This window comes from Streptomyces sp. NPDC001137 (assembly GCF_040298885.1).
Lineage (GTDB): Bacteria > Actinomycetota > Actinomycetes > Streptomycetales > Streptomycetaceae > Streptomyces.
In genome coordinates, this window is record NZ_JBEPBA010000003.1 from 443874 (window position 1) to 464909 (window position 21036).

Here is a 21036-nt window from a genome sequence, read left to right on the forward strand (position 1 = left end):
TGTCGACGGAAGGCGGGCGGGTGCGGCCATGAGCCATGAGCCTGAGCTGCTGGGGCCCGAAGCGGCCATTCCGCTGGCGCCGTTGCGCGGGCCGAAGCGGGCGGTCCGGCGTTACGGCACCGGGCTGAGGGAGCCGGAGTTCGCGGGGGCCCAGCTCGTCGGCGTCGGGTGGGCGGTGGTGCCGCTCGCCATGGCCATGGTGGGGCTGCTGGTGCCGTCCCTCAGAGTGGCCGCCCTGGCGTGCGCGATGGTGTTCGGGACGGCCGTGCTGGCCCGGTCGCTCCTCCTGGTCGTCTTCGAGCGCCTTCAGCATGCGTACGAGCGGCGCTGGCTGACCGAGCAGACCGTCGCCCTGCGCGGGCACGACTTTCCCTTGCTGCGCTGCGCCGTCCACGCCGACGATGTGCCGGGCCCGCCCCGGGTCTACGACTTGACCAGCGGCGACGAGGTCGGCGAGCTGCTCGGCCGAAGGGAGCGGGAGCAGGACAGCGGGACCTTCTCGCAGGCCCTGCTGCAGTTCGTCTGCGCCGCCCACTGTGGCGAGCTGAGAGCGGTCGCCGAGGTACGCAGAGGGCTGTCCGAGCTGGAGCTCCTGCCCGCGGGCCCCGGACTCCCCCACGCCTGGGTCCGCTTCCCTGAGGCGTGCTATCTGCCGCTGCCCGACACCGGCCGGTGGCCTGCCCGGCAGGCCTACTGGGTGCTGTCGGGGCCGGTGCTGGTATCAGCCGCGGAAGCGACGGCCCGTACCGGTCCGGCCAGGTGACGCTGCAACTGGCGATGGCTGAACTCGTAATAGCCGTTCATCTGCCGCAGCACACCTCGTTTACGGGCGTCCTCCACGAAAGCCACCAGCCGCAGCGGCGTACGGCCGTGCAGGGCGAGCCAGCCGCGGGTGGCCACGAACCGCCCCCACGAGCTGGAGCCGATGGCCATCATGCCGAGCCCGGTGGCACTCAGCAGCGCTCCGCCGGCCGCGCCCATCAGCGCCTCGACCGCGATGGGGAGCTTGTCGATCAGTGACACGTCGTCGAGTTGCGGGGTGCGCCGCCCGCTTTTGAGCGACGCACCGAGGTAGGCGCCGGTGAGCGCCCCGGGGATGGCACCGACCAGCCAGGAGTAGAGCACCATGGAACGGTCGGAGCGCAGCAGGGCGACGGGGGTGACGGCCTCCATCGGGTCGCTCGGTTCGCTGAAGTACCGGGCGGCGGCGAAGGTGATGCCGCTGAGCACGCCGCCGATGACGACGTACTGCGGCTTCTCGTACAGGAGCCAGACGATCACGGCGCAGGCGGCGCCGCCCACCGCCCCGAAGCCGAGGACACGCTGGAGGGCGTGTGTGGTGGGCGGCCGTACGGACCTCAGACGCGGCTTGGCACGGCGTGGATCGTCCGGTGGCACCAGCTCCACCACGAACGCGCCGATCAGCGCGGCTCCGAGCCCGATCCACAGACCCCACCAGGGGCGTCGGAAGAGGGAGAACATGACGATCGCCGCTCCCGAGCAGGCGATGGCCGCGTTGACCACGGCGAGCGTCAAGAACACTGCCCGTGGCACCGCGCTGTGCAGCCGCCACCAGGCCAGCCTGCCGGTGGCCGGGTCGACATGCCGGGCGAGGAAGGCCAGATGGCCGCGGGCCTCGTCGACATCGTAGGAAGAGGGCCCGTAGGCACGGGTGATGAAGGCCCCGAGCAGATACCGCTTGATGCGTTCCTCGGCCTCCGGGCCCGTGGCCGTGAGGAGTTCGGCGGGAAGGGAGCCCCCGAGTTTCAGGGCTAGGGAGAGCATGAACGGTGTCTGCAACGCCCGTGCCACCGGCCCGGTCGGCTCGGCGTCGAGGACGGAGATCAGAGGTGCGGCGTGGCTGGGCCTGGCGGAGGTCTGCAGGACACTGCGGGCCTCGTCCGCCCGCAGCGGCTGGAGTTGTACGACCAGCACCTCGTTCAGGGTTCGGCCGCCGTCCAGTTCGGCGAAGGAGTCGGTCCGGCAGGTCAGGACGAACGACCGGCCCTCCAGTTCCTCCTCGATGCGTCTGAGAGCGGCGGCGGGATCGGAGACCTCGTCCAGACCGTCGAGAACGGGCAGGACATGGTGCCGGACGAGTTCCTCGGCGATCCGTCTGCCGTGCGGCTTGCCCGCGACGACCGCATGGGCGGTGGTGAGCTCGTCCGTCATCCAGTCCACGAGCCGACGCGCCGGGTCCCAGGCGGAGAACGGGAAGAGCACGGGCACCGTGGGTACGGCCTGTTCGGCGAGTTCCATCGTCGCCACCATGGCCAGGGCCGTCTTGCCGGCTCCCGGGTCACCGGTCACCACCAGGCGGCACAGCTCGCCCTCACGGGCGTGCCGGGCGACGGCGCCGGTCAACTGGTTCAGTACGCCCTCGTCGGGGAGTTCGGCGGACAGTCGCGAGATCCGCTCTGAGCCGGGCCGGCGCCGCCAGCGCACGGCCATCCGCCGCTCCGCGAGGAGGCCGCGGGAGCTGTTCTCCGACTTGGTCTCCTTGGCCACCTTCCGCGCCAGCGCCGACGCCGCCTCTTCCGCAGTGACGGGCGCACGACGACTGCTCTGGAGATAGCCCGTCACGATGGTGGCGATGGTCAGGACGGCGGGGATGAGGGAGACCCACAGGTCCAGCGGTTTGAGGTCACCTTCGATCAGCCCCCTGACAGCCACCAGGACCGTGGCCACCAGGATGACGCCGAGCAGGGTGAAGACGAATACCTTCAACGCTCGCTCGTCCCTCATGCCGGCGTCTCCGGTCCGGCCGCCGGCAGTGCGTCCTCTCCGCGCGAGAGGAAGGCCAGCACTGCGGACTTGCGGGCGGGCCCACGGACCAGCCGGCCGAGGACGGGTAACCTGCGGCCCACCCACGACTTGAGAAGCAGGAAGTAGAGCATCCCGCAGTACGGCCCGGCGGCCCGCCGGCCGTAACACGACACGAGCCGTGGCCGCATGACGCGCAGTCGTCCCGCTATGTGTGGGAGGGTGACGACGCCGAGGGAGGCGAGGGTCGTCACGCCGTGGTCCCGGTCGAGGTCGATGTCCATGTAGTCGTCGAGGGACTGCAGAGCCTCGCCCAGATCCATGACGAGTTCGCGTTCGACCTGGTTCAGGCCGGGTTTGACGATGCCGCACAGAATCAGGTTGGCCGCACTGCCCTTCCCGCGGGTGATCTTCTCCAGTACGTCGACGGGGACGTTCGGCTCGCGCTGGCGGCGGGAGAGGACCTGATACTCGTGCAGCGAGGTGAGAGCCATGAAGACGGACTCGTCGGGAGTGTGGCCGAGTCTGCCCTCGATCTCGTACACCATCCGCCCCAGGAGCAGTTCGACTTCCGTGCCCGGTACGAAATGCCGGTTGCCCAGGAGGTCCGCGAGGCGGGCGTCGGCCGAGAGGTCGACGTCACCGTCGATGAGATCGTCGTAGAGCCTCGTCACCCCTCCGGCCAGTACGGCGACGTCGAGCTGGGGCGCGCATCCGGTCAAACGGGCGTAACCGAGCATGGCCAGCCCGAACTTCGCGCTCATCGCGCGCAGGGACCGATCGACCCGGTCGCGCCCTCTTGGGTCCGTGAGCGTGTCGGCCAGGACCGGAGCGACGACCTGCTCGTACGCCTCGGCGAGGCCGGGCAAGGAGCGGTACGCGGCAAGGGCGGCCGAGGGTAACCCGGTGGCCATCCTCAGTGAGCGAAGGAGCGCGCCGAGCTCCGCGATCCGCTGCCCCATCCCCCGCTCCCCCCGTCCGAGGAATCCGAGCGTCCCACAAGCCGACGAAGCGGTAAATGCTCTTGTGAGTGAGGACTTTGCACGTTCTGGTGTTCGGGTGTTCAGCTCGCCTTTTCGCCGTCCACGCCCGACGGGCGGGAGTCGGCCTGCCGAGCAACACGCCGACGCGATCGGCCAGTTGGCGGCGCGGCGAGTGTCAGTGGCGGCCGGTAGCTTCGAGGCATGAGTGTCGATCACCCATCACCGGATACGTCATCGGCGAGAGCCTGCGATCCGGAGCGGTCTTCCAGCCGCCCGGGCTACGTCTGCGCAATGTCACCCGGCTCGACGTCTCGGCAAGCGCGAGCCCCGCGCAGCCCGGGTCGTGGACGCTCGCCGAGTGGGAGACCGACAGTGAGGACGTGAGCGGCCTCGCGCAGGCGCTCGCCGAAGCGCTGGAGCCGGAGAACGGTTGGTACGCGGACTTCACCGCGGGGGGACGAGCGCGTGGTCGTCTTCGCCCGGAAGCCCACGCGGCGGCAGCCGCATATCGGATCAGCCGGTATCGGCGCGGGGACGAGGCGGGGCGCGCCGAAGCGATCGCGTACCGGCGGTCGGTGGGGACGCCCGAGCATCAGCTCGACTGGGAGGAGTGAGCCGAGGCGCCGTCCTTGACCACCGCCGCGTCGAGGAGGGGGCCCAGTTCCCGGGCCGCGTTCGTCAGGGCGCGGGTGTGCTGCTCGGCGCGGGCGATGAGGATCGCCCCCTCCAGGGCCGAGATCATGAGCGTGGCGAGCGCCCCGGCCCGGTCTTCGGGTACGCCCATGTCCGTCAGGGCCCGGGCGATCGCACCGGTCCAGGTGCCGAACGCGGCGGCCGCGGCCTCCCGGGTCGACGCGGTCGACTCGGCGCAGTCCACCGTGGCGGCGGCCACCGGGCAGCCGCCCGCGAACCCGGCGGTCTCGTACTCGTCGGTCCACTGGCGGACCATCTCGGCGAACAGCCCGCTGGGGGTCGGCGTGGGCAGCGCGGCGAGGAAGCGGTCGATGCGGTTGCCGGCGTATCTCCCGGCCCAGCCCACCGCCTCGTTGACGAGCTGCTCCTTGCCGCCGGGGAAGTAGTGCTGGAGCGAACCGCGTGGCGCCTGCGCATACGCGGCGACCTCCCGCATCCCCGTGGAGGCGACCCCGTCGCGCCGGATGAGCTGGGCCGCACCGAAGACCATCCGCTCCCGTGGTCCACGCCGCGGTGCCTGTGCCGCCGTCATCCTCGGTCTCCTCCCACCGCTCCGTGCATCGACGACTCCCCGCACTCTATGACCGCCGTCATAGTGCGGGCTACTATGACCGCTGTCATAGTCGGGGCGGCGGCAGCCGGCCTCCGCGTCGACGGGATCGGTATCGGCCAGGACGGTGGGACATCGTGTACGTGGGTTTCGTCGGCCTCGGGGTCATGGGGCAGCCCATGGCGCTCAACCTCGCCCGCGCCGGGACACCTCTGGTCGTCTTCAACCGCACCCCGTCCCGGTGCGAACCACTGCGCGCCGCGGGAGCCCGGATCGCGGCAGGTCCCGCCGAGGTCTTCGACCGGGCGGAGACTGTGATCCTGATGCTGGCCGACGAGAGTGCCGTCGACGCGGTCCTGGGGCGCGGCACCCCGGACTTCGCCGCGCGGGTCGCCGGGCACACCGTCGTCCACATGGGCACGACCTCCGCGGAGCACTCGTCCGGTCTGCGGGAGGCCGTCCACGGTGCGGGCGGGCGTTATGTCGAGGCCCCGGTCTCCGGGTCCCGAGTCCCGGCGGAACAGGGGCAGTTGGTGGCGATGCTGGCGGGCGACGACGACGCCGTGCAGGCCGTACGCCCCCTGCTGGCGCCGATGTGCCGGGAGACGTTCGGCTGCGGTCCCGTGCCGGGTGCGCTGCTGATGAAGTTCTCGGTCAACCTGTTCCTGATCACCCTGGTGACCGGGCTGGCCGAGGCGTTCCACTTCGCCGACCGGCACGGGCTGGACCCGCGGCTGCTGCGGGACGTCCTGGACGCCGGCCCGATGGCCAGCGCCGTCTCCCGGATGAAGGCGCCCAAACTGCTGGACCGTGACTTCGCCGTCCAGGCGGCGGCCGCGGACGTCCTGAAGAACAACCGACTGATCGCCGAAGCCGCCCGCAAGGCCGATGTGGCCTCCCCGCTGCTCGACGTCTGCCACGCCCTGTTCGGCGAAACGGTGGCGCAGGGCCATGGGGGCGAGGACATGGTGGCCGTGGTGCGAGCACTGGAGGCCCGGTCCGGCGGGGCTGTGCTGCCATGTGACCCATGTGACCCGTAGGCCTGGCGCAGGCGGTCTGGAAGAACTCGTCCAGGACTACGGCATCGACGTGGAGTAGACGAGCCAGCGCCCGGATGCCGCCAGTAGAACGGTCGTGGTCTATGAACGCGGCTTCGTGACCCAGGTCAAGCCGCGTTCACAGCCTTTCCCGCGACGGCGTACCTTGACGCAGAACGCGGGCGGCAACGCAATTCGCCCCGGCCGGGCGCCACCCGGCGCCAGCAGGATGAACCGGTCGTCAGCCACGAACGCGCCCCTTCGTGCCCCCGTTCTTCTCGCCCTTGCCGCTGAACGCCTCGTTGCGGATGAGGTCGAGGAAGCTCGGGGTGTCCTGCGTGGTGCGTACGTCGATGAAGGCGCGCACATCCCGGTCGTCGACGGCCTGCCGCAGCAACTCGTGCGCGAGGTCGGCCCGCGCGGTGTACCGGCCCGGGAGGCGTTCCCTCCCGACCTGGTAGTCGCTGACCGCGTTCCTGTCGAACAGGCCGCCGGGGCGAATGATCGTCCAGTCGAGATCGGTCTCGCGGACGATCTCCTCCATGCGCCGCATGTCGTCGTACACGGTGCGCCCCATGAAACGTACGACGGACGGCTCCAATACCTTTCGGAACAGAAAGCCCTCACCGGGCGCCGCCGTCCCGAAGAGCACGGTCGAGGTCACGCCGACGACGCGTCGGATGCCGTGCCTGGTCATGGCCTGCGTGATGTGACTGATGCCAACGGAATACACGGTGACGGGGCCTCGGCCGTAGGGGACGCCGAGCGCCGAGATCACGGCGTCCTGCCCGGCCACCGCTCGTTCGACCGCGGCTGAATCGAGCACGTCCGCCTCAATCACCCGCAGCCGCGGCCCATTTACCGGAAAGGTCTCGGGATGGCGCGTGACGGCAGTGACTGTGTGCCCTTCGGCACTCGCCTGTTCGGCGGCCAGCCGCCCGGTCACTCCGTTCGCCCCGAAGATGACGATGTTCACTGGGTTTCCCCTCTCCAAGTCGGTTCTGCCGACAAGAGGGCCGAGACGGCTCGGAGTGTGACGCCGGAGAGGGCCGGTGAGACATGGACGACACTTTCCGAAGGGAAGTCACACTCACGTCACCGGGCCAACCGTCCGCCACGCTGCCCACTTCGCCCGCCAGAACCAGGAATTCCCCGGGGCATGCGCCATGCCGATCGCGCCGCCGCAGTTTTGGGCCTTCCCGAACCAGGCGGTGGTGACGATGATTCCCTTTGCCGCGGCCTTGTCATGCATGACGCCGGCGAGAGCTGGTGGCAACGGCGTCGATGCCGTCATCGCGGTGCGACTGCGCTCTGAGAGCGCCTCGACGGTGCGCCAAGAAACAGGCGGACAGGTACATGAGGCTATAGGCTGCCGGGCCATGGATGCGGGACTTGCGGCGCTGCTCGGCGCGGCCGTTGGCGCCTTGGGGACCGGCAGTGCCGCTGTGGTAACCGGGTTCTTGGGCCGTGGGGCCCGCTTCGTCAGCCCCTCGGGCGCATGATTGAGATGAAAGTCCACGCGAGCGACGCTACTTGGCGCCGATCAGCGCAGTCCCCCCGCGCAACGGCTCTCTCCGGCTGCTGCTGTACGTGCCCGTTCGGCCCACCGGACCGCATACGGCATCGTCAGTCCCGCCAGCACGAAGACGCCGCCCAGCGCCAGCCAGCCGGGAACACCCCAGGTGATGCAGAACAAGCCCAGAATTGACGGGGCCAGGGAGCTCGCCACGCCGGTTCCGGTGGCGTTCAGCCCGGAGTACTGGCCCTGGGCATGGGCGGGCGCCAGCCCGAAGCTGAGCTCGAATGAGGCCGCCGCGTGCCACAGCTCACCGACCGTGTGCACGACGACGCCGGCGATGATCATTACGGTGGCGAGCCATCCTGGCACCCCCGCGGTGACCGATATTGCCGCCATGCCGAGCAGGAATGCCACCCCGGAACGGACCGCGACTCGCCCCGCCGAGACGTTGTCGACGACCCCTCGGCTTGCCCGCACCTGGAACGCCACCACCATCAGCGTGTTGACCACCGCGCACGGCCCGACCAGCCAATGGGGTGCTGCGCTGTGCCCGACGATCCACAGCGGCAGCGCGAATACCAGAACATGTCCCTGAAGCGACAGAATCGAGTCCAGCACGGTGACCACCAAGTAGGGGCGGTCCTTCAGCACATGCCAACGGCCCGGAGAAGACTCCCCCGAGGCGGAGTCGGAGGCGGAATCCCGCTCACGCACCGGTGGCAGATGCGGCAGCCGGGTCACGACGGCCGCGCAGAGCAGGAAGCTGAGGGCATTGGCCAGCACCAGAATCACGTACGCGCCTCGGGTGTCCATCTGCACCACCACGCCAGCCAAGACCCCGCCACACGCTCCGGCCAGATTGGCCACAGCCCGCAGATACGACCGGTACTTCGTCGGATTCGTACCCGCCAAGCCGCGCGTCAGCGGGCCCCGGGCCGCGGCACCGGCCGAGGACGCGAGCTGGGTGAAGGAAATGATCAACACGAACATGCCGAACGAATGCACCAGCACCAGCGCCGCCATGGCCACGGCTTGCATGCACTGGACGGCCAGGTACGTCTCCCGCGGCCCGCGCAGGTCGGCCACCCGCCCCGCAGGGACACCTGCTGTCAGGCCCACCAGGGCCGCCACCCCCATGCCCAGACCGACCTGCGTCACCGACAGCCCGACCGAGCGGGTGAAGAACAATGCGGCGCCGATCATGAAGAGACCGCTGCCGATCATGTTGATGAACGTCGCCAGCGCCAGTGTCCGCCGCGGTCCGCGCTCGGGCAGTAGCCCACGCGTCACCAGTCCCGACTCCCGAGGTCGCCCCGGTGCTTGCGGCGAGTTGTCGTCCAACGTGTGGTCGGACGTCCTGTCAGTTCTCAAGGTGCCGGATCCCCTTCCTGCGAGCCTCTTGACCGCCCGGGGACTATGCACCGGGTCCCGCCTGCGGCGAAAGGCCCGCTGACCTGGCGAAATGTCACATCTGAAAAGGGAACAAGCAGTCGCTCTCCGGACGTTGTGAAGAGTGTCGGATCACCGGTCCGCCCCGCTCACCCCGCCCCCGCGGGGCAATGGGGCCGAGCGTGCGTCGCTGCCGGAGGGGCGGGGTTTGTGCCTGCCACGTCAGGAAGCGGCCGGCGGCGGCCACCTGTTGACCTCGACGGAACGGGCTCCGGAAGGGGCTGTAAACGCTCCTTGATGACCCAGGTCACCCGGTCCCGCTTCCAGACGGCGGGAAAACGTCCGTCGCGGACAGCCGGGCAGGCCGATTTCTCGGGGGTACGCCTGCTACACGGTGATCGTGGATTCCGAGTGGGCCGCGCGAATCCCGCGTTGCGGCTCTTCCATGGCGTACAGCGTGAGGTCGGACAGCCGCTGTGGCACGCGAGCAGCCGCGCGCCGGCTCTGCGGCTTGCACATACTGTGGAGGAACCACTTCGACATCGGGGTGAACAGGGGGGCCATGGACGGCAACAGGGATGTCGCTGGGTGCGTCTCGCTCGGCGACGTCATCGCGCAACTGCGTAGGCACAGGCCGGTCTTCCACTCCGAAGCAGATCTTCAGCACAGCTTCGCGCGGGCTCTGTGGGAACTGTCACCGGATGTGCACTCCAGGCTTGAGGTGCCGCAGCGGGCGGAGGGCAAGGCCGAGTACCTGGACCTCCTCTGCATCGGCCCCTCGACCCGCACCGCGATCGAGTTCAAGTACTTCACCCGGAGATGGACGGGCACGGTGGGGACTCCGCCCGAGGACTACGCCTTGAAGGGGCATGCCGCCGCGGACCTCGCACGTCTGCACTTCGTGCGGGACATAGCCAGGCTGGAGCGCTTCTGCCAACGGTCCGACCAGAACGGTCTCGCCATCATGCTGACCAACGACGCTTCCCTGTGGGCTCCGCCAGGCGCAGGCCGCGGGCCGACTCGGGATCAGGCGTTCAGAATCCATCAGGGGCGGGAGCTTGCCGGCACGCTGCTGTGGGCCGAGGGCGCCTACGAGGCCAACACCTGCACGCTGAGGGGTGCATACCCCCTCGATTGGCAGTCGTACTCCGAACTGGACGGACCAGGCGGAGAGTTCCGGTACCTCGCCGTGCCCGTCGGCCCGCTGTTCTCGCCCCCCGAAGTCGCCATGTCTGTAATCGAGGCGAGCGGCTGAGGGAGCCATGCGCTCTGTGGACGGTTTGGCCGAAACCCCGCTCCAGGAAGGCTGACGCCCTGCGTAGTCAATCGGTCGGACGGGCCCCTACGGCCGAACGCGTGGGACGCGAAGTGAGTCACTGCTCCGCACGCCCCCATGCCTGCCACGTCAGATGTTTCGGCTGGGTTTCCGGTGCGGTAAGGCGTCCCGGGCGATGGTCAAGACTTGTACAGGAACGCTTGTGCGGTTGTGCGGTGGCGTCGATCATTGGCCGAATCGCACCCGTACCCCGCGCGCACGCAGGAGTTCCCGTGACCGTTGGCCAGATAGCGTCCGAGCCGGCAACGGCCCAGACGGAGCGGCAGAAGCTGCGCAAGCACTTCGGCCGCTTCGACATTCTCTTCTTCCTCCTGTGCACCATCGTCGGCGTGGACACCATCGGCACGGTGGCCTCGTCCGGTGCCGAGGCGTTCACCTGGCTGATCGTGCTGGCTCTCGTGTTCTTCGTGCCGTCCGCGCTGCTGACCGCGGAGCTCGGGGCCGCGTTCCCCGAGGAGGGCGGGCCCTACATCTGGACCAGCCGGGCCTTCGGGCGCCTCGCGGGCGCCGTCAACAACTTCCTCTACTGGATCACCAACCCGGTGTGGCTGGGCGGCACCCTCTCCGTCTCCGCCGTCACGGCCTTCACCACCTTCTTCAACGACGGCAAGGACCTGAGCACCCCGGCCTTCTACGTCTTCACCCTCCTGTTCGTGTGGGTGGGTGTCCTCGCCGCGATCCTCTCCTTCGACGTCGGCAAGTGGATCCCCACCCTCGGCGCCTGGAGCCGTTTCGTCCTCCTCGGCCTGTTCACCGTCACCGTCGTGATCTACGGGATCAAGCACGGCCTGCACGGCTTCGGGGCCGGTGACTTCTCGCCGACGTACGTGGGCTTCGTCGGTCTGGTGCCGGTCCTGATGTTCAACTACGTCGGCTTCGAACTGCCCAACACCGCCGGCGACGAGATGACCGACGCCCAGAAGGACGTGCCCTTCGCCATCTTCCGCAGCGCCGCCCTAGCCGTGGCGCTGTACGCACTGCCGATCCTCGGCATCCTGCTCGTCCTGCCGGTCAAGGCCGTCACCGGCCTCGGCGGGTTCCTCGACGCGATCCGGCAGGTCTTCACCGTCTACGGCGGCCACGTCGCCTCCGACGGCACGGCCACCCTCAGCGGCGCCGGCAGCCTGCTCGGCGACTTCGCCGCGATCATGTTCATCCTCACGGTGCTGTCCTCCGGCGTCACCTGGATCATGGGCTCCGACCGCGCCCTCGCCGTCTCCGGCTACGACGGCGCAGCCCCCCGCTTCCTCGGCGTCATCTCCAGCCGCTTCGGCACCCCGGTGCGGGTCAACATCCTCAGCGGTCTGGTCTCCACCGTCGTCCTGGTGCTGGCCCACGAACTGACCCACGGCAGCGCGGCCAAGCTCTTCGGCGCGGTCCTCGGCCTCGCCGTCTCCACCACGCTCGTCAGCTACCTGGGCATCTTCCCGGCGCTCGCGGTACTGCGCCGCAAGGCCCCGGACGTCCCCCGCCCGTACAAGGCGCCCTTCCCGGGCATCATCAGCGTCGTACTCACCGTGCTCATCCTGTTCGCCAGCGTCCAGCTGGTCGCCCCCGGACTCGGCGACCACTGGTTCGGATCCGACTACGCGCCGGACGGCTGGAGTCACGCCGAGCGCTGGAAGTACCTGCTGACGGAGGCCGTCCCGCTCGCCGGGTTCATGCTCCTGGGCGTGCTGTTCTGGGCCCTGGGCAAGCCGACCCGCGCGGCACTCGCCGCCGGGAAATGACCTGATCCGCTCCCCCGCGGACGGCACGGCACACCACCGCAGCGCGCCCAACTCTCCTAGGATGACAGGGCGTTGATCACCCCCAGTTTCGTGCGAGGTGGTTGTGCCCATGTCCCACACACCGTCACGACGTGCCCTGCTGCGCGGGCTCACCGTCTCCGGTGCGGCGGTGGTCGGCTTCGACCCCGCCGCCCGGAGCTGGGCCGTGACCGGATCGGGCTCCGGCCCGGACCTGGCGGAGATCCCCCCGCTCGACGGGACGCTCGTCATCGACGAGGCGTCACTCGCCGCCGCCTCCGAGGACTTCGGCCACCTCGTGCACCGGCGTCCTCTCGCCGTCCTGCGCCCCGGCGCGGTCCATGACGTCGTCGCCATGGTCCGCTTCTGCCACACGCACCGCCTGCCCCTCGCACCGCGCGGCCAGGGGCATGCCACCGACGGTCAGGCGCAGGTCCAGGGCGGCCTGGTCGTCGAGACCGCCACCCTCGCGGACATCGGCCCGCTCACCCCGGACAGCACAACGGTCACCGTCGGGGCGGGCGCCAGATGGAGCGAGGTCGCCATGGCCACCCTCGCCCACGGCCTCACCCCGCCCGTCTTCACCGACTATCTCGAACTCTCCGTCGGCGGCACCCTGTCCGTGGGTGGCCTGGGCGGCCAGACCCACCGGCACGGCGCCCAGGTCGACAACGTCAGCGAACTCCAAGTCGTCACCGGCACTGGCGAGTCGGTGCACTGCTCCGCCACCCGGCACCCCGACCTCTTCCACGCCGTCCTGGCCGGCCTCGGCCAGTGCGCGGTCATCGTCGGCGCAACCCTGCGCCTGTTGCCCGCGCCGCAGACCGTACGGCACTACTTGCTGCCCTACGACGACCTGCGGACCTTCCTCGACGACCAGCGCGCCCTGGCCGGCGAGGGCCGGTTCGAGTACGTCGAGGGCCAGGTCTCGGCGGACGCCGACGGAGCCTTCCGCGCATACACCCTGGAGGCCGTGGCCTACGGCCCGCCCGTCGGCCCCGCACCCGACGACACGGTCCTGCTGCGCGGCCTGCGCCACGACCCGACCGGCGTCGAGCGGTGCGACCTCCCCTACTACGACTTCCTCGACCGGGTCGCCCCCGGCGTCGAAGAGCTCAAGGAGGCGGGCCTGTGGACGTACGCCCACCCCTGGCTCAACCTCCTGCTCCCCGGCGGGTCCGCGGCCGGCCTCACGGGCGAGGTGCTGGACGCGCTCACCGCGGACGACCTGGGCCCCGGCCTCGTCCTCCTGTACCCGCTCCTGCGCGAGCGCCTCACCACTCCCCTCCTGCGCATCCCCGACGATCCCGTCCCGTACCTCTTCGCGGTCCTGCGCGCCACCCCGCCGCACGACACCGCCACCGTCGACCGTCTCCTCACCGCCAACCGCCAGGTCTACGAGGCCACCGCGGCGGCCGGCGGCACGCAGTACCCGGTCGGCAGCATCCCGTTCACACACGCGGACTGGCGCACCCACTTCGGTCCGGCCTGGGCGCACTTCGAGTCGGCGAAGCACACGTACGACCCACGGGGGATCCTGGCGCCCGGCCAGGGCATCTTCTCAACCCCCGCGTCCGGCCCGAGCAGGCAGCCGACACCGGGGCACGCTGAGGGGACCTAGTGCCGTAGTCGCGGAACGGGCGCAGTGTGTCGGCGGTGCTGTCGTCAACGGTTCGGGGCAGGTCGACGCCCGGGCGGGCACCCGGAAGGCCGCCGGGGCGGACACGGAGGGGGCGGGTCATCACCGTGGACGGCGGTCCGGACAACAGGCCGGGCCGCGGCATTGCGCTCGTATGAACACTCCACCGCCGTCGGCTCCCGCTGTCCGGTCCCCGGCAGGATGGCCGCATGCTCGTTGTGATCGGCGGTCTGCCCGCCACCGGGAAGACCACCCCTGCCCGGCTCCTGGCCGCGCGGACCGGAGCGGTGCATGTGCGGGTGGACACCATCGAGCAGGCGCTGGTCCGCTCGGGACTGGCGCGGCATCCCGTGGGGCCGGCCGGTTATGTCGTCGGGTACGCGCTGGCCGAGGAACATCTGCGGCAGGGCCTGTCCGTGATCGCGGAGTCGGTGAATCCGCTGGCGGTCACACGGGACGCCTGGCGGGACGCGGCGGTGCGGGCGGGTGTCCCGTGGGCCGAGGTGGAGGTGGTCTGCTCGGATGCGGCGGAACACCGGCGGCGCGTGGCATCACGGTCGGTGGACATCCCCGGTCTGCCGCTGCCGGACTGGGCGGAGGTCACCGGCAGGCAGTACGAGCCGTGGGGCCGCGAACGCATCGTCGTGGACACCTCGGGGGCAGCCCCCAAGGAGTCACTGGCGGTGCTGGTGAGCGCCCTCGCCGTCACCTCGTGACAGCGAGGCGGACGTCGGATCGGTCTGCGGAACGTCGCGCATGCGGCGGAGCGGGGAGAAGAACACGAACCAGCCCGCCGCCCATGAGCCGGCGAAGGCCAGCCAGAGTGCGGGCCGCACCCCGATCAGGGTTCCCAGGGCCCCACCCAGGACGCCGCCGAGCGGCAACGTGCCCCACACCACCCAGCGGACGGCCGCATTCATCCGGCCCATCAGCTCCGGCGGTGTCACCGACTGCCGGTAGCTGATCTGGGCGACGTTGTAGACCATCCCGGAGAAGTACGCGATGCCCCAGCCCAGCGGGAACAGCAGCACTCCCCAGCCCTGCCAGGCCGCCGCCGCGACGACCTGCGGCGCGCTGAAGACCAGCATCGACACCCAGATGATGCGCGCCGAGCCGACCTTCCTGGCGAGCCGGCCGGCCAACGCTCCTCCGGCGATCCCGCCGATGGCCGCGCCCGCCATGATCAGCCCGGTGAGCGCGGGGCGCACATGCAGCACCCGGACGAGGAAGACCATCGCCAGCGCCGAACTCATGCCGCCGAACAGGTTGGCGGTGGCCGTGCACGCCACGACCCTGCGCAGAATGGCGTGCCCGAACACGAACTTCAGGCCCTCGGCGATGCGGTGGCGCAGCGTCTCGTCCGCCGGGCGCGGAGGCGGCGGTTCCTCCCGGGTTCTGATCCCGAGGACCGACAGGACCGAGACCGCGTAGGAGACCGCGTCGGCCGTCATCGCCCCCGCGGCCCCGAACAGGCCGACCAGCCCGCCGCCGAGACCCGGCCCTGCGAGCTGGGCGAACGCCTGAGTGGTCCCCAGCTTGCCGTTGGCGCTCATCAGGTGTTCGGCGGGGACGAGCGACGGCACATAACTCTGGTATGAGACATCGAAGAACACCGAGCACACACCCGCCGCCACCGCGACCGCGTACAGCTGCGCCATCGTCAGGACATCGAACGCCGCCGCCACCGGAACCGAGCCGATGACCACCAGGCGGAGAAGGTTGCAGACGATCATGATGGAGCGCTTGGCGGCACCGTCGACCATCGCCCCCGCGGGGAGCGCGATCACCGCGAAGGCCAGGGTGGTGGCCGCGGTCAGCAGTCCGACCTGGAACGTGCTCGCCCGGAGGGCGACGACCGCGAGCAGCGGCAGAGCGACCTCGGTGACCGCCGATCCCATCTCGCTGACGGTCTGGCCGCTCCACAGCAGCATGAAGTCCCGCTGACGCCACAGGCCCCGTAAATCCTTCGCTGCTTCCGTCACCGCACCGACCCCCCGCTTTCCAGATCCACAGCAGGACTCTGCCACGGCCCGGCGACCGGCCGGCACGCAGGTCACTGCTGCCGGATACGCCGGGCGATCTCGCTGTTCTCCGTCTCCCACCACGGGCGTACGAGGTCGGGCGACTCGGTCTGCCCCTCCGTCGGCGCCGCCGCCGGGATCAGTTCCGTCGCCAGGCGGCGGTCCAGTGCGGCGGTCGTCGCGCGTTCGGTGCGGGCCCACTGGGCCAGGATGGCGAGCAGGAAGGGCAGGGCCACCAGCTCGGCGATGCCGACCATCGCGCCGCCGCCGAGCTGCTGGTCGTGGTGCACGTCCGGTGACCAGGGCGGGGCGTGGTGCAGATACCAGGCGCCGGCGATCAGCGTGCCGTGGGTCATGACCACGATGCCGGGGACGGCGTCGACGATGCCGTCGAGGAACACCAGCGCGGCCCGCACCGGGTGGGTGCACCAGGCGGGCAGCGTCTCCTCGCGGGTGAGCACCGGCACCACGAACAGGCAGCCTGCGAGCAGCAGGTGCAGATACATCAGCTGGTGCAGCCAGCCGTGGCGCAGGGCGGTCTCGAAGTACGGGGTGAAGTACACGGTCAGTTCGGTCGCCAGTACCAGGGCCGTGCTGACCAGCGGGAAGGTGAGCAGGCGTACCAGGCGTCCGGTCATCGCCCGCTGGGCGCGCCCGGCGGCCCGTTCGGGAAGGGCGCGGACGGCCAGCCGCAGCGGGTCGCCCAGCGCGAGACCGAGCGGTGCGACGAGGTCGAGCACGATGTTCTGCACCGCGGCCGGCCAGAACAGGACGCGGTCGTAGACGGCGAGAGCCGACATGGTCGCCACGACGAGGGTGCCGAGGCCGAGCACCGCGAAGGCGGCGATGCGGGACACGGGCCAGCGTTCGCCCCGGCGCCGCAGCCGCAGTACGCCCCAGCCGTAGAAGGCGCCCAGCAGCAGGACGAGCAGCAGCGCGGGCAGGTCCGGTTGCCATGAGGACAGCAGCCGGCCCACGGTGAGTTCCGGCGGACTTGCCATCGCGCGCTCCCTCCACGGCGTGTCGGGCCGGCCGACCGGACCCGGCCAGGCACTTTACGCCGCCCGCCATCGGCCGAACCGCGCTGTGCCCGGCGTTCGCCCTCCGTCATACCGAGCTCATGTCGAGCTCTTACCGAGACCTCCGCCGCGATCGTTTTCGGCCAGGGGTCGGATACGCTGGCGGCCGACCTCAGGGGGAGACATGTTCATGACGCGTCGGCTGCTGGCTGCCGGGGTGGCGGCTGTTCTCATGGCCGGGCTCGGCGCATGCGGGAACGGCGACGGCACGCAGGACGGCGTCGCCGGGCAGACCGCGCAGGACAGCACCGCCGGGCAGACCGCGCAGGACAGCGCCGCCGGACAGATCCAGCCGAGCCCGGAGACCGTTTCCGGGCTCCGGGACACCGTCCGCCACCTCTCCCGCAAGACGGTCACGGACACGCGTGCGCACCTGGTCAGGAAGTGCACGTCCGCCACCAGGCGGGTCCGGCACACCTCGCGTTCGGGCTCCGGCACCCACAGGACGACCCGCGTCTGGTACACCACCGAGCACTACCAGAGCTGCCGGAAGGTCCGTCAGGGTACGGAGACGTACCGGCGGCTCGTCCGGCCGGAGCGGTGGTGCGTGAGCCTCGACGACGTGAACGGCGTCAAGGCCCAGGACGACGTCTGGTACCGGGTCACCCGCGAGATCTACGAGCGGGCACAGGCGGCGGACCGGCACACCCGCATGGAGTTCGCCCCGACCGCCTCCGGCTGCTGAGCCTCACCGCCGCTTCCACTCCCGCGCCAGCAGCTCGTACGACCGCACCCGGTCCGCGTGATCATGGGTGATCGTCGTGATGAGCAACTCGTCGGCCTCCGTTGCCTGTTGGAGCTGTTCCAGCTGGTCGGCGACCCGGGCCGGGGAGCCGACGAACTGGGTGTCGAGGCGGTCCTGGACGAGGGCGCGGTCCTCGTCGGTCCAGGGATGGGCGCGTGCCTCCTCGGGCGTCGGGAACTCGATCGCGCCCTCGGCGGTGCGGATGCTGCGCACCCACGGGCCGTAGCCGGTGGCGAGTTCGCGGGCCGTCTCGTCGTCCTCGGCGACGACGACGTCCGCGGACACACTGACGTACGGCTTGTCGAGGACGTCGGAGGGCTGGAAGAAGGACCGGTAGCCGTCCACCGCCTCCAGGACGGTGGCCGGGCTGACGTGGTAGTTGGCGGCGAACCGCAGGCCGCGCGCGCCGGCGACCTCCGCGCTCTGGCCGCCGCTGCTGCCGAGGATCCACACCTCGACCTCGGCGCCCTCGCCCGGCACGACGTGCGCCTCGACGCCCTCCGGGGAGCGGTAGGTGCCGGCCAGCAGGGCGAGGATGTCGTCGATCTGCTCGGCGTAGTCCTGCGATTCGGCGTTCGGGAGCAGGAGCAGTCTGCGTTGCAGGGCGATACGGGGTGAGCCGAGGAGGCGTTCGAAGGAGAAACGCGGCGGGATGAGCAGACCGTTCGGGGCGCGGCCGTCGACGACGGGGGTGGCCGTCGGACCGGTCGCCTTCTCGCCCGGCGGGCGGCCGCCCGAGCGGCCGAGGCCCAGGTCGAAGCGGCCGGGGTGCAGGGCGTCGAGCAGGCCGAACTCCTCCACCGTGGACAGGGCGGTGCGGTGGCCGAGTTGTACGGCTCCGGAGCCGAGGCGGATGGTGGAGGTGGCGGAGGCCGTCAGGGCCAGGACGACCACGGGGGAGGTGCCCGCGACGCCCGGGTTGAGATGGTGTTCGGCGAACCAGTAGCGGGCGTAACCGAGGCGTTCGGCCTGCTGGGCCAGGTCGATGGAGTTGCGCAGGGCGTCGGCGGCCGTCGAACCGGAGGAGATCGGCACCAGGTCGAGGACGCCGAGGGGGATGTCAGACATGTGCCGGCTCCTCACTGGCTGCCGCTCCCGGCAGCACCGGGCCCCAGTCGAAGGGCGGGTCCGGGATGGCCTTGCGCAGGGTCGGAGCCACCGCCGACTGGAACAGCTCCAGCGAGTCGCGGTGCTGGGTGTCGGTGAGTCCGCTCGCGTCCGCGTGCACGTGCACCACCGTGTGTCCGAACTGCTCGTGGTAGCGGTGCACCTTGTCGATGACCTGCTGCGGGCTGCCGATCAGGGCGGAACTGCGCTCGACGAAGTCCTCCAGGGTCTCGAAGACGACCGGCAGGCCGGCCTTCTTGAAGAACGCCAGGTTGGACTCGAAGACCGGCCGGTACGCGGCCAGCGCCTCCTGGGTCGTGGGAGCGACGAGGATGCCCGCCGTGCCCGCCCCGACGGCGATCCGTGCCGGGTCGTGGCCGTAGTGCTCCCAGCGCTCGCGGTAGTGCCGGATCAGCTCGGCGTACGGCTCGATGGGGTTGGTGACGTTGGCCGAGAACAGCGGGTCGCCGTAGCGTGCGGCGAGGTCGACCGACTCCTTGCTGGTCGCGCTGCCATGCCAGACCCGGACGGGCTGCTGGTAGGGGCGCGGCCACACCTCCGCCTCCGCCAGCTCGGGGCGGAAGCGGGTCGCCGCGGTGACCTTGTCCTGCCGCCAGATCTGCCGGAACACCTCGTAGCTCTCGGCGTTGCGGTCCCACTGGTCCTCGGGCGTGACATGGAACAGGTCGCGCTGGGCGGCGCCGTTGCCCTTGCCGATGATCAGGTCGAGCCGACCGTTCGAGAGGTGGTCGAGGGTGGCGTAGTCCTCGTAGGCGCGGACCGGGTCCAGGAGGCTGAGCGTCGTCACCGCGGTGAACAGCCGGATGCGCTTCGTCAGCGCGGCGACGTGGCTGAGCACGACCGGTGGCGAGGAGGAGATGAACGGCCGCTCGTGCCGCTCCCCCACACCGAAGCCGTCGAAGCCCAGCTCCTCGGCGAGCAGGGCGTTGTCGAGCACCTCACGGAACCGGTCGTGGGTGGACTTCCGCACCCCGGTGACCGGGTCCGGGCGGTGCACGATCAGGGTGATCGCGAGGAACTTCACGAGGCCACCCGCTCGTTTGACGCCTCGTCCGGGTGCGCGAGGCCCAGGTGGTGGCGGAGGGTCGGGCCCTCGTACTCCGTGCGGAACACGCCCTGTTCCTGGAGCAGCGGGACGACCTTGTCGGCGAAGACGTCGAGGCCGCTGGGGGTGATGTGCGGGACAAGGATGAAGCCGTCGCTGGCGTCGGCCTGGACGAAGTCGTTGATGGTCCTGGCGACGGTCGCCGGGGAGCCGATGAAGTTCTGGCGGTTGCCGGTCTCGATGACGAGGTCACGGATGGACCAGTTGTTGGCGGCGGCCAGCTCGCGCCACTCGCGGGCGGTGGCCAGCGGGTCGCGGTACATGCGCACCTGGGCGCGGCCCTTGGAGATGTGGTTGTCGCTGATGTCCGGGTCGATGTCGGGCAGCGGGCCCTCCGGGTCGTAGGCGGAAAGGTCCCGGTTCCAGACGAACTCCAGGTGCTTGATGGCGGTGGCACCGCTGACCTGCTGGCGGCGCACCTCCTTGGCCAGCTCCTCGGCCTCCGCGTCGGTGTCGCCGAGGATGAAGCTCGCGGCGGGCAGGATGAGCAACTGGTCTGAGCGGCGGCCGTACTTGGCGAGGCGGTTCTTGACGTCCTTGTAGAAGCTCTGGCCCGCCTCCAGGGTGGCGTAGCGGCTGAAGATGGCGTCGGCGGAGGAGGCGGCGAACTCGCGGCCCTCGTCGGAGTCGCCGGCCTGGAAGATGACCGGGCGGCCCTGCGGGGAGCGCGGCACGTTGAACTGGCCGTGGATGTCGAAGTGCTGGCCGGAGTGGACGAAGGAGCCGGCCTTGGCGTCGCTCAGGAAGACGCCGGTGGCCTGGTCGGCGATGATCTCGTCGCCGTGCCAGGAGTCGAAGAGTTCGTGCGCGGTGGTCAGGAACTCCTTGGCGCGGGAGTAGCGCTCGTCCTGCGGGAGGAAGCCGCCGCGGCGGAAGTTCTCGCCGGTGAAGGCGTCCCAGGAGGTGACGACGTTCCAGGCGGAGCGGCCGCCGGAGAGATGGTCGAGGCTGGCGAACTGGCGGGCCACCTCGTAGGGCTCGTTGAAGGTGGAGTTGATGGTGCCGGTCAGGCCGAGGTGCTCGGTGACGGCGGCGAGGGCGGCGAGGATCGTGAAGGTGTCGGGGCGGCCGACGACGTCCAAGTCGTAGATTTTCCCGCCCTGTTCGCGCAGCCGGAGGCCCTCGGCGAGGAAGAGGAAGTCGAACTTGGCGCGTTCGGCGGTCTGCGCGAAGTGGACGAAGGAGCTGAACTCGATGTGGCTGCCGGCCCTGGGGTCGCTCCACACGGTGGTGTTGTTGACGCCCGGGAAGTGCGCGGCCAGATGGATCTGCTTCAGCGGCTTGCTCATGTCGGTGCGGTC

Annotated in this window: 19 protein-coding genes and 1 pseudogene; 8 read left to right on the forward strand and 12 right to left on the reverse strand. The window is 70.4% G+C overall.

Annotated features, from left to right (window positions below):
• Nucleotides 1-28 precede the first annotated feature (28 nt).
• Nucleotides 29-763, forward strand: a complete 735-nt coding sequence (locus ABT254_RS07995) for a hypothetical protein (protein ID WP_351465200.1) — start codon at nt 29-31, stop codon at nt 761-763.
• Here ABT254_RS07995 and ABT254_RS08000 read toward each other — a convergent pair.
• Both ABT254_RS08000 and ABT254_RS08005 read right to left on the reverse strand, forming a co-directional pair.
• Nucleotides 691-2745 carry an NACHT domain-containing protein gene (locus ABT254_RS08000; RefSeq protein ID WP_351465203.1) on the reverse strand — a complete coding sequence of 685 codons (2055 nt, stop codon included), beginning with the start codon at nt 2743-2745 and terminating at the stop codon, nt 691-693. The two genes, ABT254_RS07995 and ABT254_RS08000, sit on opposite strands and share 73 nt — an antisense overlap.
• Complete coding sequence (locus tag ABT254_RS08005; protein ID WP_351465206.1) at nt 2742-3725, reverse strand: hypothetical protein; 984 nt, start codon at nt 3723-3725, stop codon at nt 2742-2744. Before ABT254_RS08005 ends, ABT254_RS08000 begins: the two co-directional genes overlap by 4 nt.
• 401 nt (nt 3726-4126) lie before the next feature.
• Here ABT254_RS08005 and ABT254_RS08010 point away from each other — a divergent pair, with 401 nt between their 5' ends.
• Entirely contained in the window at nt 4127-4360 is a 234-nt protein-coding gene (locus tag ABT254_RS08010) for a hypothetical protein (RefSeq protein WP_351465209.1), read from the forward strand.
• Here ABT254_RS08010 and ABT254_RS08015 read toward each other — a convergent pair.
• A complete protein-coding gene (locus tag ABT254_RS08015; protein ID WP_351465212.1) occupies nt 4339-4971 on the reverse strand; it encodes a TetR/AcrR family transcriptional regulator in 633 nt (210 codons plus the stop codon). The genes ABT254_RS08010 and ABT254_RS08015 overlap by 22 nt on opposite strands.
• Before the next feature lie 155 nt (nt 4972-5126).
• Between ABT254_RS08015 and ABT254_RS08020 the strand changes: the two genes are divergently transcribed.
• Nucleotides 5127-6029 (forward strand): NAD(P)-dependent oxidoreductase, encoded by a 903-nt coding sequence (locus tag ABT254_RS08020; RefSeq protein ID WP_351465215.1) that lies wholly within the window; start codon nt 5127-5129, stop codon nt 6027-6029.
• A 238-nt stretch (nt 6030-6267) separates the two neighbouring features.
• Here ABT254_RS08020 and ABT254_RS08025 read toward each other — a convergent pair whose 3' ends face one another.
• The 4 genes and pseudogenes from ABT254_RS08025 to ABT254_RS08040 all read right to left on the reverse strand — a co-directional run.
• Nucleotides 6268-7002, reverse strand: coding sequence for an NAD(P)-dependent oxidoreductase (locus ABT254_RS08025; RefSeq protein ID WP_351465218.1), 735 nt, complete (start codon nt 7000-7002; stop codon nt 6268-6270).
• A gap of 114 nt (nt 7003-7116) precedes the next feature.
• Entirely contained in the window at nt 7117-7320 is a 204-nt protein-coding gene (locus ABT254_RS08030; RefSeq protein WP_351465221.1) for a hypothetical protein, read from the reverse strand.
• A 249-nt stretch (nt 7321-7569) separates the two neighbouring features.
• Entirely contained in the window at nt 7570-8967 is a 1398-nt protein-coding gene (locus ABT254_RS08035) for an MFS transporter (RefSeq protein ID WP_351465224.1), read from the reverse strand.
• Between the two features lie 266 nt (nt 8968-9233).
• Nucleotides 9234-9381 (reverse strand): annotated as a pseudogene (locus ABT254_RS08040) (DUF4291 family protein); the annotation flags it as partial.
• Nucleotides 9382-9496: 115 nt separating this feature from the next.
• On the opposite strand from ABT254_RS08040, the gene ABT254_RS08045 reads away from it, so the two are divergent.
• The 4 genes from ABT254_RS08045 to ABT254_RS08060 all read left to right on the forward strand — a co-directional run bounded on the left by ABT254_RS08045 (nt 9497) and on the right by ABT254_RS08060 (nt 14373).
• Nucleotides 9497-10189, forward strand: a complete 693-nt coding sequence (locus ABT254_RS08045; RefSeq protein ID WP_351465227.1) for a hypothetical protein — start codon at nt 9497-9499, stop codon at nt 10187-10189.
• A 293-nt stretch (nt 10190-10482) separates the two neighbouring features.
• Nucleotides 10483-12000, forward strand: a complete 1518-nt coding sequence (locus ABT254_RS08050) for an APC family permease (protein WP_351465230.1) — start codon at nt 10483-10485, stop codon at nt 11998-12000.
• A 109-nt stretch (nt 12001-12109) separates the two neighbouring features.
• A complete protein-coding gene (locus ABT254_RS08055) occupies nt 12110-13639 on the forward strand; it encodes an FAD-binding protein (RefSeq protein ID WP_351465233.1) in 1530 nt (509 codons plus the stop codon).
• 227 nt (nt 13640-13866) lie between these two features.
• A complete protein-coding gene (locus ABT254_RS08060; RefSeq protein WP_351465236.1) occupies nt 13867-14373 on the forward strand; it encodes a P-loop nucleotide/nucleoside kinase family protein in 507 nt (168 codons plus the stop codon).
• Here the strand turns inward: ABT254_RS08060 and ABT254_RS08065 are convergent.
• Together ABT254_RS08065 and ABT254_RS08070 are read right to left on the reverse strand one after the other, a co-directional pair.
• Entirely contained in the window at nt 14332-15639 is a 1308-nt protein-coding gene (locus ABT254_RS08065; RefSeq protein WP_351465239.1) for an MFS transporter, read from the reverse strand. The genes ABT254_RS08060 and ABT254_RS08065 overlap by 42 nt on opposite strands.
• A gap of 71 nt (nt 15640-15710) precedes the next feature.
• The gene (locus ABT254_RS08070) at nt 15711-16679 is read right to left on the reverse strand and encodes a cytochrome c oxidase assembly protein (protein ID WP_351465242.1); all 969 of its coding nucleotides are present in this window, start codon (nt 16677-16679) and stop codon (nt 15711-15713) included.
• Nucleotides 16680-16887: 208 nt separating this feature from the next.
• Here ABT254_RS08070 and ABT254_RS08075 point away from each other — a divergent pair, with 208 nt between their 5' ends.
• On the forward strand, nt 16888-17442 hold the full coding sequence (locus ABT254_RS08075; protein WP_351465245.1) for a hypothetical protein: 555 nt from the start codon (nt 16888-16890) through the stop codon (nt 17440-17442).
• A 3-nt stretch (nt 17443-17445) separates the two neighbouring features.
• Here the strand turns inward: ABT254_RS08075 and ABT254_RS08080 are convergent, their stop codons facing one another.
• Genes ABT254_RS08080 through ABT254_RS08090 form a run of 3 tightly spaced genes read right to left on the reverse strand, consistent with a single transcriptional unit; the run spans nt 17446 to nt 21024 of the window.
• Nucleotides 17446-18570: an LLM class flavin-dependent oxidoreductase gene (locus ABT254_RS08080; protein WP_351465248.1), complete on the reverse strand. Its 1125-nt coding sequence runs from the start codon at nt 18568-18570 to the stop codon at nt 17446-17448.
• Entirely contained in the window at nt 18563-19654 is a 1092-nt protein-coding gene (locus ABT254_RS08085) for an LLM class flavin-dependent oxidoreductase (protein ID WP_351465251.1), read from the reverse strand. Before ABT254_RS08085 ends, ABT254_RS08080 begins: the two co-directional genes overlap by 8 nt.
• Nucleotides 19651-21024, reverse strand: coding sequence for an NtaA/DmoA family FMN-dependent monooxygenase (locus ABT254_RS08090; protein ID WP_351465253.1), 1374 nt, complete (start codon nt 21022-21024; stop codon nt 19651-19653). The genes ABT254_RS08085 and ABT254_RS08090 overlap by 4 nt, the downstream gene beginning before the upstream one ends.
• Nucleotides 21025-21036 lie beyond the last annotated feature (12 nt).